Origin of the sequence: Veillonella parvula (assembly GCF_024461875.1) — a bacterium.
Classification (GTDB): Bacteria; Bacillota; Negativicutes; order Veillonellales; family Veillonellaceae; genus Veillonella; species Veillonella parvula_I.
Genome location: NZ_JANGAL010000001.1, coordinates 349,337 through 362,768, shown reverse-complemented (window position 1 = coordinate 362,768; position 13,432 = coordinate 349,337). Strand labels below are relative to the sequence as shown.

Annotated in this window: 8 protein-coding genes; 1 reads left to right on the top strand and 7 read right to left on the bottom strand. The window is 39.7% G+C overall.

The window, feature by feature from the left end; all coding sequences use genetic code 11:
* Positions 1-49 precede the first annotated feature (49 nt).
* Positions 50-691 carry an NUDIX hydrolase gene (locus NE668_RS01670; RefSeq protein ID WP_227037015.1) on the bottom strand — a complete coding sequence of 214 codons (642 nt, stop codon included), beginning with the start codon at positions 689-691 and terminating at the stop codon, positions 50-52.
* Positions 692-919: 228 nt separating this feature from the next.
* Positions 920-2,128 carry a tyrosine--tRNA ligase gene (gene tyrS / locus NE668_RS01665; RefSeq protein ID WP_105086757.1) on the bottom strand — a complete coding sequence of 403 codons (1,209 nt, stop codon included), beginning with the start codon at positions 2,126-2,128 and terminating at the stop codon, positions 920-922.
* 157 nt (positions 2,129-2,285) lie between these two features.
* On the opposite strand from tyrS, the gene NE668_RS01660 reads away from it, so the two are divergent.
* Positions 2,286-4,376, top strand: coding sequence for a transglycosylase domain-containing protein (locus NE668_RS01660; RefSeq protein ID WP_227037016.1), 2,091 nt, complete (start codon positions 2,286-2,288; stop codon positions 4,374-4,376).
* Between the two features lie 153 nt (positions 4,377-4,529).
* On the opposite strand, the gene NE668_RS01655 is transcribed toward NE668_RS01660, so the two are convergent.
* The 5 genes from NE668_RS01655 to NE668_RS01635 all read right to left on the bottom strand — a co-directional run bounded on the left by NE668_RS01655 (position 4,530) and on the right by NE668_RS01635 (position 13,411).
* Positions 4,530-6,908, bottom strand: coding sequence for an endonuclease MutS2 (locus NE668_RS01655; RefSeq protein WP_227037017.1), 2,379 nt, complete (start codon positions 6,906-6,908; stop codon positions 4,530-4,532).
* A gap of 13 nt (positions 6,909-6,921) precedes the next feature.
* Positions 6,922-9,345 (bottom strand): U32 family peptidase, encoded by a 2,424-nt coding sequence (locus NE668_RS01650; RefSeq protein WP_227037018.1) that lies wholly within the window; start codon positions 9,343-9,345, stop codon positions 6,922-6,924.
* A gap of 88 nt (positions 9,346-9,433) precedes the next feature.
* Positions 9,434-11,878, bottom strand: coding sequence for a phenylalanine--tRNA ligase subunit beta (gene pheT / locus NE668_RS01645; protein WP_227037019.1), 2,445 nt, complete (start codon positions 11,876-11,878; stop codon positions 9,434-9,436).
* A gap of 9 nt (positions 11,879-11,887) precedes the next feature.
* Complete coding sequence (pheS, locus tag NE668_RS01640; protein ID WP_227037020.1) at positions 11,888-12,910, bottom strand: phenylalanine--tRNA ligase subunit alpha; 1,023 nt, start codon at positions 12,908-12,910, stop codon at positions 11,888-11,890.
* Positions 12,911-12,946: 36 nt separating this feature from the next.
* On the bottom strand, positions 12,947-13,411 hold the full coding sequence (locus NE668_RS01635; RefSeq protein WP_256195522.1) for a PaaI family thioesterase: 465 nt from the start codon (positions 13,409-13,411) through the stop codon (positions 12,947-12,949).
* Positions 13,412-13,432 lie beyond the last annotated feature (21 nt).

Here is a 13,432-nt window from a genome sequence, read left to right as displayed (position 1 = left end):
ACACATTAAACCTTTTACACATAAATAGTATACCTTAATTTGCAATCTGTCAATTTCTATGGGCATTATTATGTAAATGAACTTCCTTATATATATCTAAAAAATTCTTCAGCACTCGTCCAGTAAGTCCCCATATGGTGTATTGTTTATAGGGATAGAAATAGACGGAATAGTTTTGTCTAATTTTCCAGTCGATATTATATCCTTCTAATAGATGAAATGGAAAATCTTTTAACGGCTTAGTTCCAATGTCTAGGTGACCTACGGTCGGTTCCATATCTAATAGATATTGTAAGGGAACTGTAAATACCTCGCCTACTTCATCGGAATTTGGTTTTAAATCACTTGTATGTAGGCGCACGGCGACCGCATATAGTTTTACACCTATTGCGGATACTAAACAGTCTAGATTTCCTAGCAGTTCAATTTGATCTAAGTCTATACCAAGTTCCTCAGAGCATTCACGCATGGCTGCATGAGCACCACTTTTATCATTAGGTTCACAGTGCCCGCCAGGGAAACTGATTTCACCGGGTTGACGTCGCAATGTATTACTACGCACGGTAAACACCATATGATCTTCTCCATCGATTTCTAATAGAGGCACGGCTACTGCAGCTGTGATAACATCAATATCTGTAAGAACACTATGTTCTCGTTGTGATAAAAGGTTACTTAATTTCTTGTCCATAAATGGTCCTCTCACAAGTTATAATCTATTTTATACAATATTTGTAAAAATCTTTTATGTATCAAATCTGTATTTTATTTTTATATTGTCTTTGTATATTCATTATACATTAACTTGTAAGTCAATTTCTTGCGTCACAAACAACAGATTCAGTAGATAAATAATCTTATAGACAAAATAGACAGAAAAAACTGTGATGGGAAATCTAAACCTCATCACAGTTTTATATTAGTTAAATTTAATTTTTACAAATTTACGCTTACCAACTTGAACAATCATGCCATCTTCTAGCTTAAGGTTTTCTTCCGTATATTTTTCACCGTTTACTTTGAAAGCACCTGCTTTAATGGATCGACGTGCTTCACCATTGGACGCAGTTAAACCAGCATCTGTACAGAATTGTGGGACAAAGATTGGTTCTGTTGGTGCATCCATAGCGTACTCAGGAATATCTGTAGGCATGGCGCGTTGTTGGAACACCCGTTTAAATTCTTCTTCCGCTTCGAGAGCAGCTTCTTCACCATGGTACAAGCGAACAATGGTACGAGCCAATTGCATTTTAGCATCACGTGGATGTAACTCTCCGGATTCTAGACGTTTTGCCATGTCCTCTTGCTCTTCGATAGACATATCTGTAACGAGCATGAAATAACGCATCATCAATTCATCAGGAATGGACATCGCTTTACCATACATTTCTTTAGGTTCTTCATCAATACCGATATAATTGCCCAAAGATTTACTCATTTTTTGAATGCCGTCAAGTCCTTCAAGCAATGGCATTGTAATAACAACTTGTGGCTCTTGACCTTCTAACTCTTGTAAATGACGCCCCATCAACAGGTTGAAAGTTTGGTCTGTGCCACCAAATTCAACGTCTGCATGTAATGCAACAGAATCGTGACCTTGCATCAATGGGTACATGAACTCATGCACGCCAATAGGACGACCTTCTTTAAAGCGTTTGCTGAAATCATCGCGTTCCATCATACGTGCAACTGTATAGGAGCTAGCCAAACGAAGTACGTCAGCAAAGTTCATAGATTCTAACCATTCGCTATTGTCACGAACGATTGTTTTTTCTGGGTCTAATACCTTGAAGATTTGTGTCTTATAAGTTTCAGCATTTTTCAATACTTCTTCTTTTGTTAATGGTGGACGAGTAACACTTTTACCAGTAGGATCACCAATACGAGCAGTGAAGCCACCGATAACAATCACTACTTGATGACCAAATTCTTGGAATAAACGCAGCTTGCGAAGAGGAACAGTATGTCCCAAATGAATATCTGGAGCCGTTGGATCCAAACCTAGTTTTACAACTAGTGGTTTATTTTCCTTAATGGATTTCTCTATTTTTTTTACAAGATCTTGTTCGTTAATTAAATCCGCTACACCATGTTTAATTTGGCGCACTTGTTCTTGAGCACTAATCATGATAATCCTCCTAGAAATACTATTGTTTAAGTATACCATTATCTAAAAACTTTCACAATTATATATAGTATTGGATTTAAACCATTTATGATATAATATTTATAACTGCGTAATAGAATTTACGTTATATTTACTAAAAGAAAAAAGAGGTGACTCTATGAGTAGTAACTCAAATACGAGAACCAATCGCCGCTCAAATGGCAATGGTTCTACACCGAAGAAAACAAATCCTAAGCGTCTATTTTGGATTTGTACACTTCTCTTTATACTCATCGTAGCCGGTGGTGGCTGTGGTTTCATAAGTGCCACATTATCAAATCTACCGGATGTATCCAATGTACGCCCTTCTGCATCGTCTCAGATTTATGACGTGCATGGCAATCTCATTACTACGGTTCACTCCACAGAAAATAGATTACCAGTACCTCTAAAAGATGTACCAAAAGATTTACAGAATGCCTTTGTAGCTACAGAAGATTCTCGGTTCTATACGCATCATGGTATCGACCCTGTTGGTATCTTGCGTGCTGTATGGGTTAACATTGTTCATAGTGGCGTATCTGAAGGTGGTTCTACAATCACTCAACAGTTAGCGCGTAATGCATTCTTATCTCAAGACAGAACATTTAAACGTAAAATTTCTGAAGCATTGCTAGCACTTAAGATTGAACAACATTACACTAAGGATGAAATCCTTGAAATGTACATGAACCAAATTTACTTTGGCCAAGGTGCATACGGTGTACAATCTGCAGCTCATGTATACTTTGGTAAGGATGCTAGCCAATTAACGCTAGCTCAAGCAGCACTTATTGCAGGCTTACCACAAAGTCCTAACTACTACTCTCCATTCAATGATTTGGAAGCTAGTAAAAAACGTCAAGCTGTTGTATTAGGCCAAATGGTTAAATACGGTTACATTACACAAGAGCAAGCTGATGAAGCACGTCAAGCAGATTTAGGCTTAGTGGCAAAACAAGAACAAACGCATGAAAAATCTAATGCATCTTACTTCATTAACTATGTTATTGCACAAGTTTCTGAAAAATATGGCGACGATGCAATCTATAAAGATGGTTTAAAAATTTATACAACTCTTGATATGGATGCGCAAAATGCAGCTGTAGCAGCAATGCAAAACTTGCCTAACTACTACACTGATAGCAATGGTTTACATCAACCACAAGGTGCTATCGTAGCTATGAACCCTCATAATGGTTACATTATGGCTATGGTTGGTGGCCGTGGTGATGATGCATTTAACCGTGCTACACAAGCAGAACGTCAACCAGGTTCCAATATGAAGCCATTTGTATATTTAGCAGCTATTCAATCTGGTAAAACTCCTGGTTCTATCGTAGATGATAGCCCTGTTACATTTGGTAACTGGAGCCCTAAAAACTATGAAAATGACTTCGAAGGTAATATGACATATCGCTATGCATTACAACATTCTCGTAACGTAGCTGCCGTAAAAATTGCTGATGAAGTAGGCATGTCTAAGATTATTAAACTTGCCAAAGAAATGGGTATCACTACCCTTACAGATCAAGATAATAACTTGTCTACTGCACTTGGTGGTTTAACTTATGGTGTAACACCTCTTGAAATGGTTCAAGCTTATGGTGTACTCGCTAATGGTGGTATCAAGGTTCAACCTACGGCAATCGTTAAAATTGTAGACCGCAATGGTCAAGTTGTGGAAGAAAACTCTATTCAAGAAAAACGTGTTGTAGATGAAAAAGATGCAGCAATCATTACTAGCATGCTAGAATCTGTTATCAGTGGCGGTACTGGTGGTAATGCAGCAATCGGTCGCCCTGCAGCAGGTAAAACAGGTACAACAGATGATTCCAAGGATGCTTGGTTCGTTGGTTACACGCCTGATTTAGTAGCTGCCGTTTGGATTGGTGATGACTATGGCTCGGAAACATTACGAGGCATCACCGGTGGTGACACACCTGCTATTATGTGGGGCCAATTCATGGCTAATGCACTTGCCAACACCCCTGCATCTGACTTCTCCGTTCCTGCTAGCGCTCAATCAGCTGTTTCTGAAGGTTATTATAATCCTGTAAAAACACAGCCTAAAAAAGAAGCTGCTAAGGACGAAAAAGCAGATAAGAAAGACGATACAGGCAAAACAACAGATGAAAAAATAAAAAGTAATGACAAGCCTCAAAAAGAAGAGGTTACAGAACAGAAATCAAATTCATCGAAAAATAAAAAGTCTAAAAAGGAACGCTAATTCAACAGTAGTTTCTAAAAGGGCGGAACTCAGTGTTCCGCCCTTTCTTTATATACATATTTACTATCCAAATATTATCTATACAAAAAGGTAGCAAGCCCTAAGAGCTTACTACCTTTTTATTTCCATATACAATATTTTGAAAATTATATTTTATTTAAGAACTACATTTGTAGCCCCTGCACCACCTTCATCATAACCGGCTGTTTCAAAGTGCGCTACATGAGGCAAGGTACATAAATATTGGTGAACGCCTTCACGTAATGCACCTGTACCCTTACCATGAATAATACGCACTTGATTAACACCACCAAGCAAAGCTTGGTCAATAAATCTACCTACAGAAACGGTCGCTTCATCTACTGTTTGGCCAAGAATGTTGATTTCAGTACGAACCTCTTTTTGACGTTGTACGGCGGAGCCACCCATACGTTTTCTTGTTTTAGGCATGGCTTCTTTTTGTTCACGTGCTAGTTTATTGCCTTCTTCACGTGTAGTTGATTGTAATTCACTAACCTTAACGGTAGCTGTTAGTCCATTAATATCAACATTTACACGGTTACCATTGATAGATAACACAGTCCCCAACGAACGCAAGGACGTAACATAAACAGCTTGGCCAACCTTAATAGCATCTGCGGTTAACAACTTACGATCATCATCCACTGCAGCTTCTGGTACATGAACACTAGAAATCCCCTTACGTGCTGCATTAATAGCCGATTGAAGCCTATCCTTATTTGTTTCAGAGAATTGCGCTTTCAATTGCTTGATAATCGCTTCCCCTTCAACGCGTAAACTACGTTTCATGGATTCTGCATCGGCCTGAGCTTTGGCTAAGATTTGTTTACGTTTTTCATTAAACTGTTTCTTTTCCTTCTCTAATTGGCCACGCATACGACGTGTTTCATCAAGTTCTTTCTTTAACGCTCTTTCACGTTCAGAGGCTTTACGGAGTTGTTCGTTTAAGTCGGAAAGAACTTCTTCCATTTCATGACTACCAAATTGAGATTTATACTCTGTTGCGCGTTCTACAATGTCCTTTGGTAAGCCTAAACGTGCAGCAATGCTTAACGCATGGCTACTGCCGGCTACGCCGATATGGAGCCGATATGTAGGTTTTAAGGTGCGCTCATCAAACTCTACATGACCATTTTCAATACCTTCCGTATGGTACGCATAATTTTTAAGCTCATTATAATGGGTACTCACCATCATAAGGGCACCTTTTTTACGGAAGAACTCAAGAATAGATACAGCTAATGCGCTACCTTCTTCTGGATCAGTACCAGACCCAAGTTCATCCAGTAAAACCAAGTCGTTAGGACCACAATGTTTGATGATGGAAATAACTTGTGTCATATGAGCAGAGAACGTACTAAGGCTGGCCTCAATACTTTGCTCGTCTCCAATGTCGGCAAAGATATTATGGAATACTGGTAACATAGAACCGTGATCAGCAGGGATAAATAGGCCACATTGATTCATCAAGCTCAACAGGCCCAATGTTTTAAGGGAAACTGTTTTACCACCTGTGTTAGAACCAGTAATTAGTAAAATACGGTACGATGTACCTAATTGAATATTTGTAGGCACTACCATATTTGGTGGAATTAATGGGTGACGAGCTCTCATGAGATTAACGGTTCTGTCAGTACTTAAGATTGCCGGTACCCCCTTGTAAGAAATAGCAAGACTTGCCTTACCATATACAAATTCGATATGGGATACCTTTTCACAAGCATCCATCAAATCATTGCTATGTTGTTTTACAAGAGCCGATAACTCGCGGTAAATACGCAAGACCTCTTGCTCTTCACCAATCAAAGCCTCTTGTAATTCATTATTTAGATTCACCAAACGCATCGGTTCAATGTAAAGTGTTTGACCCGTTGCAGAACGGTCGTGAATAAGGCCATCAAAGTATTGACGATACTCTTGTTTTACAGGAATTACGTAACGATTATTACGCTGCGTAATGATGGTTTCTTGGAAATACTTTTGATTATCCTTGTCGTGCAAAATAGCTTGAATATCATTTTTAATCTTTTCACGAGTCTTGATAATCGTATTTCTAAGGCTCGCCAATTTAGGAGACGCTGTATCAAGCAATTCCCCCTTTTCATCAAAGACGCGTTTAAAACGGTTTTCAATGCGATCTGTATTCGGCATATCCTGTACCCATAGGGATAGCAATGGATAATCCATATATTTCGTTCTAAAGAACTTTGTCATGCGCTTATAAGCACCAATGGTCAAATAAATGTCCCACAAAGCTTCACGTGTAAGAACAAAGTCTTTGCGACTCTTCTTGCAAGATTCACGAATATCGCGTGTACCGCCTAACGGCTGTTCTACCTCTGTTTGCAAAGAACGCATGGCTTCTGCCGTCTCATCAAGGTTCTCTTGAATAGCTTTAGCATCCGTCATTGGCTCAATATTCATAGCCAATTCTTTAGCGATAATAGAACTACAATGCTGTTGTAATTGTTCTTTTATATGGTGAAAGTCTAATACATCTTCGTTAAACAATGTACTACCTCTTTTATAAAATACCTCTAAAATAGTGGCCCCTTGTAATAGGTGTATCATCTTTACCTATACTCTTAGGCGGAGCCTCTTTTGTTCCATTTTGAATGGATACATAATCTGCTACAATGTTACGCAATCGATGTGGATCCATATGACGCCCATCGATGCGCAAGATATGTAGACCTTTACGATGTAACTCGGGCACGTAAGCACGCATATCCATTTCATGGCTGTTCATAATGTGCATACGGCAATATGGATCAGTACGAAGTGGGAACACTTCCCCTTTGCGGTCCTTTAATGCGTAATCTTCTATTACGCACGGCATAGGACAATTTTCCTTTTTACCAGTACCAACAAAGCTAGCGATGGCACAATACTCAGAAATCATCATTTCTGTATAACCGTGTACCATTACCTCTAATGGCAAATGAGCAGATTTTTGTAAGTTTACTAGTTGTGCCAAGGTCAACTCTAAGGATGGAGCTATACTACTCATATTAAAATCTTGCCATACTTGTAGTGCAGAGCCATTGAATATGTTAAGACCTGTATCAGCTTCAATAGCACCTGAATACCCTAACTCACGAAGCCATAATAGAGCTTGTGGCATATGAATAGAAATACTATCTGGTTTAGACTCAACTATGGCCTTAAGCGTATTCATGTACGCGTCTACCTCATCATCTTTAACGACGCGAGGCGTAGCAAATACACAAAGCACATTATGCTCTTTACAAAGTTTGGCTACCTGCTCGTAGATGCTAATTTCATAAGGCTTACGTTGCAAACGGTCACCACCAAAGATAATCTTCTTAGCACCACCTTCGATTGCTGCTTTTACACCATCGAGTTCATCAACGCGAGCACTCACCATAGGCTCTGTGTATTGAACCTTACTTTTAGCTACTAACGATGACATATTTCGGGGTTCTACAGCACGTTCTGCCCAAGCTGCTTCATGGTCTGTAATCAACAAGTTTTCTAGCGCCTCTACAGCATCGCGACGCAGTGCATTTAAAACACTAGCGGGCCACATGTACGGTCCATCAGGAATAGACATAGAGCCTAGTGTAAATAATGTATTCCCTAATCTACCTACTTGATCTCTAACCTTCTCTAATGTAGTCGGTTTATTGTTAGCATAAACAGGTTCAAACTCATTAGATACTGTCACAGTACAACCATCGTTTAATATAAAGGTAAGATCTGTACAAGGCTGTTCTCGGTCTGTATTAATAGATAGATAACCATGTACCTCTAATTTAGCACTAAAATCTTGTAGTCCGCGTTGCTTTTGAGCTTTAGGACCTGATGCAAGGAATACTTGACCCGCAGCAAAGCCTTCATCAGGTTTACCTACAATATGCTTTTCATCCACTAGAGACCAGTTCTGATCGATTTGATAGTACGTAATACTACCAGAACTTTGCATGACCTTTAAGAGTGATCCTTTTTCAATCGGTTCTGTTAAGAATAAATGAACTTGACCCTTTTTGACCTCTGCTTTGCCTATCAATTTCCCTTGATTATTTGGGGCCACCACGGTCATCATTGATTTTCCTACATGGTCTGTTAAATAATCCGTAGAGAATCCACGATTAAATCCGGATGCTAATGCATCAGCATCAGTAGAATCTATATGAGCCGTATCTAAAATATGACGATAGGTCCCAATAACTTGACGCACGTAGGAAACCTTTTTCATACGCCCTTCTACCTTAAAGGACGTAACACCGGCCGCCACAAGTTCATTCATATATTCACTATAGTTAAGATCCTTTGGACTTAATAGATAGGCTTCGTGTTTTGGCAACAAGCTAGTACCTGAAGAATCCAATAGCTCATAAGGCAACCGACAAGGCTGTGCACAAGCACCACGGTTACCACTGCGACCACCGATGAAAGAACTCATTAAGCATTGACCAGAATAACATATGCACAACGCACCGTGTACAAAGACTTCGATTTCAGCTGTACAGTTCTTGCAAATATGTTCAATTTCAGCGAGGCTCAATTCACGAGCTAAAACGACACGTGTAAAACCGAGACTTTCATAAAAACGAACCGCATCGAGCGTAGCTGCAGTCATTTGTGTACTGCCATGTAAGTGTAATTTAGGAGCCACTCGCTGCGCCAATTTAGCCACTGCTAAATCTTGAACGATGATAGCATCCACGCCGATGCGCTCTAAGTCCTTTAAATATGCCTCAAGAGCAGATAATTCGGAGTCACCTATGAGGATATTTACCGTTACATATACAGACACATCTAGAATATGGGCCAAGCGAATAGCCTCGGTTAATTCCTCAATTCCAAAGTTTGCTGCATGAGCTCGGGCATTAAAACCTTTGCCACCAAGATAAATGGCATCTGCTCCAGATTCTAAAGCGGCTATAAAGTTTTCCATCGTACCGGCAGGAGCCAATAATTCCATGGACAGTCCTTTCTACCTAACTAAAGGCATAACTATAGTACTAAAAGGGTTTACCATACGGTAAACCCTTTCAATATACTGCTTAAAATTAACGTAATCTGCAGTTAATTTCTGCTAATGCATCAATAATAGCTTGAATATTACCGTCAATATCCTCATCATTCAACGTACCTTCCATAGAGCGGAATTGTAAGTTGTATGCGAGACTGCGGTAACCTGCTTCGATATGTTCACCTTCATAAACATCAAAGATAGATGCACTTTCTAAATATTCTCCACCATGTTCTTTAATGATGGATAAAATTTCACCACTAGATACGGACACAGGTGCAACAATGGCAAGGTCACGGCTAGTGCCTGGGAATTTACTGAAAGATGTATAGCGGAATGCTGGAATCGACAAGGATAATACTGCTTCCAAATCGATTTCAAACATATATACTTTGCCAGGCAAGTCAAAGTTTTTGCTCACTTGTGGATGTAATTCACCGTATTGAGCAATCATTTTACCATCAACTACGTATTGAGCACTTACACCTGGGTGGAAGTAAGGTTCAGTGCCACGATTAATATCGTAACCTGTAACGCCAAGTTCCGCCAACAACGCATCTACAATGCCTTTTACATCATAGAAATCCGTAGTGCGTTCTGCTTGATTCCAACCAGCTTGATTTGCCTTACCCATCAAGATACCACAAGCCATAGGGCGCTCATGAGGTACTTCTGTTAAAGGCAATGCCTTTGGCTCATATACATTAGCTGTTTCAAATAACCAAAGATCCTTATTTTGTTGCGCAATATTGCGTTTTGCTGCCTCGATAACAGCTGGCACCAATGTAGTACGCATGTAAGGGAATTCTTCGGAAATTGGGTTCAAGATTGGAATCGCAGTATAACGGCTATCCCCTTCAGGAAGCATCATATTGGTAAGACCATCTTTGTGCATGAAGCTAAATGTAATGATTTGAGTCATACCCAATTTAGCCAACACATGTGTTACCTGTTTAGTAAGAGCTTTTTTGGGAGTCATCCCACCAGAGGATAATACGGCTACAGGAATTGTAGGAGCGATATTATCGTAGTTATAAATACGAGCTACCTCTTCAGCGATATCAGGCATCACTGTTACGTCACCGCGCCATGTTGGAACGAGGGCAGATAATGTATACCCTTCTTCTGTTACAATGAATTCAAGGGCTGTCAAAATACGAACCATTTCGTCTTTTTCAATATTTGTACCCAAGTAATCATTGATTTGTTCCGCTGTGAAAGTAACGGAATGTTGCTCTACAGGATTTTCATATACATCAATAACACCTACATCAACTTTACAAGTAGGGCAGATTTGTTGTAATAATTGAGCTGCTCTGTCGATAGCATAAGCAGTATATTTATGGTTTACGCCACGTTCAAAACGACCAGACGCTTCAGAACGCATGCCAAGAGCTTTTGCAGTACGGCGAATGGATGGGCCATTAAACACAGCAGCTTCAAGCATTACTGTAGTAGTTTCATTCGTTACTTCGCTATCAAAGCCACCCATGATACCAGCTACGCCTACAGGACGTTCTGCATCGGCAATAATAAGCATAGAGTCATTCAATTCCCGTTCAGAACCATCAAGTGTTACAAGTACTTCGCCATTTTTAGCACGTCTTGCCACTAATTGATGACCTTTTACATGGTCATAGTCATATGCATGCATAGGTTGACCAAGTTCTAACATAACATAGTTTGTTACGTCTACTACATTATTAATAGGACGAATACCGCTATTACGCAAACGATTTTGCATCCACAATGGAGATGGCTCTACCTTAACATCAGTCACTATGCGAGCAGTGAAACGAGTACAAAGATCATCAGCTTCGATAGATACAGATGCTTTACCTTCGATGGACTCACCATTTTCGTTGACCATAATAACAGGGAATAAAGCTTTTTGATTTGTCATTATACCGAATTCACGAGATAAGCCAACCATGGAGAAGCAATCTGCACGGTTAGCAGTGAGTTCAAACTCATATACAATATCGTTCATGCCCAATACGTCTTTTACATCAAGACCAATTGGTGTATTTTCAGGGAAAATATAAATACCTTGCGCTTCCTCTGGTAAGACTAAGTCACTAGAGATACCGAATTCTGCAACAGAGCAGAACATACCTTCAGATACAACACCGCGCAATTTACCTTTTTTAATTTCTGTGCCATCAGCTAAGCGAGATTTATGATACGCTACAGGCACAATTTGACCTACTGCCACATTAGTAGCAGCCGTTACGATTTGCTTAGTAACAGGCTCCCCTTCTTCAGTAAGACATTCTACTTGGCATACTTGTAATTTATCTGCATCTGGATGTTTCGTGATTTCTATGATTTTGCCAGTATAAATTTTCTTAATGTCATTATCCATAGGAATGACATCTTCTACAGGAATACCAGCTTGTGTTAATTCATCGGCCAATTCTTGAGCAGGACGATTCATATCCACAGGCACGTATTCATTCATCCACTGTAAGCTTGCTTTCATGAGTTCCTCCTAAAATTGTTCCAAGAATCGTACATCATCTTCAAAGAATAGACGTAAATCATTAATGCCGTATAACAGCATAGCAATACGTTCTACGCCCATACCAAAGGCAAAACCTTTAACCTTTTCAGGATCATACCCATTAATGCGCAATACGTCAGGATGAACCATACCGCAGCCCAAAATTTCAAGCCAACCAGTATGAGAACATACTCGGCAACCTTCACCGCCACACATTACACAGGAAATATCTACCTCTGCAGATGGCTCTGTGAACGGGAAGAAACTCGTGCGGAAACGCACCTTTGTTTCATCACCATACATGTGCCGCAAGAAGGACTCTAATGTACCTTTCAAGTCAGCAAATGTAATGTGCTCGTCGATGATGAGACCTTCCACTTGATGGAATACTGGGGAATGTGTCGCATCATAGTCCCAACGATAAACCTTACCAGGCGCAATCATACGAATTGGGCTGTTAGGTTCATGACGTTGCATTGTACGAGCTTGTACCGGAGATGTATGTGTACGTAACAAGAAGTTTTCTGTAATATAGAAGGAATCTTGCATATCGCGTGCTGGATGATCTTTAGGCAAGTTTAAGCACTCAAAGTTATAGTAATCTTGCTCTATCTCTGGGCCTTCTTCAACGGTATAACCCATTTTCATAAAAAAGTCTTCAATCATTTCATTAACTGTAGTCAATGGATGGATATGACCTGTTTTTGGAGCTCTACCAGGTAGAGTAATATCTATTTTTTCCTCTTCCAAGCGAGCATTCATAGCCGCCGCTTCCATAGAGGACTTAATTTTATCTAATTCAGCTTCTAATGTTTCACGCACAGCATTTACAAGAGCCCCCATCTTAGGGCGTTCTTCTGGTAATAATTTACCTAAACCTTTTAACAGTGCAGTTACTTCACCTTTTTTACCTAAATATTTTACGCGTACGTCTTGCAACGCTTGTTGATCAGTGGCAGCTCTGATAGCTGTTAGCGCTACCTCTTTAATGCGTTGTAATTCTTGTTCCATTCAAGCATCCTCCTATAGTTAAAAGTCTAAACTATATTATACCAAATCAGGGTTATCTTCTTCAATAAAACGCCATGGCAAATCAGGTAATGGCTTCTCTTCTAGTACAAAAAATGTACCACGAGCTAAATGTACAAGTTCACCTAATTCATTATAGATACGAGCCGTAGCCACCATGGTTGTTTTACCATTGTGCTCTACATTGGCTACACCACGTAATACAGTACCGCCCTTAACAGCTTTCACATAGTTACCATTAAGATCAATGGTGCTAACAGATTTTCCCAAAGTAAAACAAGCGGTCCCCATCACACTATCTGCTAAACCAATACAAACAGCACCATGCAAATCCCCTCTAAAATTGCAATACCCGGTTTCATTTGTTTGCAATGTCATTTCCGCATGACCTGGTTCTACTGCTGTAATCTCAGAATCTTTTACCCAAGAAAATGGGTTTTGATCTCGTAATTCGTTGAAATATTCTATCAATGTCGTAGCCATTTGTTTCTCCAATTCTATATC

Excerpts from the sequence above, each read along its gene's own strand:
- NE668_RS01660 (WP_227037016.1), top strand. The coding sequence starts at position 2,286 with ATGAGTAGTAACTCAAATACGAGAACCAATCGCCGCTCAAATGGCAAT.
- NE668_RS01635 (WP_256195522.1), bottom strand. The coding sequence starts at position 13,411 with ATGGCTACGACATTGATAGAATATTTCAACGAATTACGAGATCAAAAC.
- NE668_RS01670 (WP_227037015.1), bottom strand. The coding sequence starts at position 691 with ATGGACAAGAAATTAAGTAACCTTTTATCACAACGAGAACATAGTGTT.
- pheS (WP_227037020.1), bottom strand. The coding sequence starts at position 12,910 with ATGGAACAAGAATTACAACGCATTAAAGAGGTAGCGCTAACAGCTATC.
- pheT (WP_227037019.1), bottom strand. The coding sequence starts at position 11,878 with ATGAAAGCAAGCTTACAGTGGATGAATGAATACGTGCCTGTGGATATG.
- NE668_RS01650 (WP_227037018.1), bottom strand. The coding sequence starts at position 9,345 with ATGGAATTATTGGCTCCTGCCGGTACGATGGAAAACTTTATAGCCGCT.
- tyrS (WP_105086757.1), bottom strand. The coding sequence starts at position 2,128 with ATGATTAGTGCTCAAGAACAAGTGCGCCAAATTAAACATGGTGTAGCG.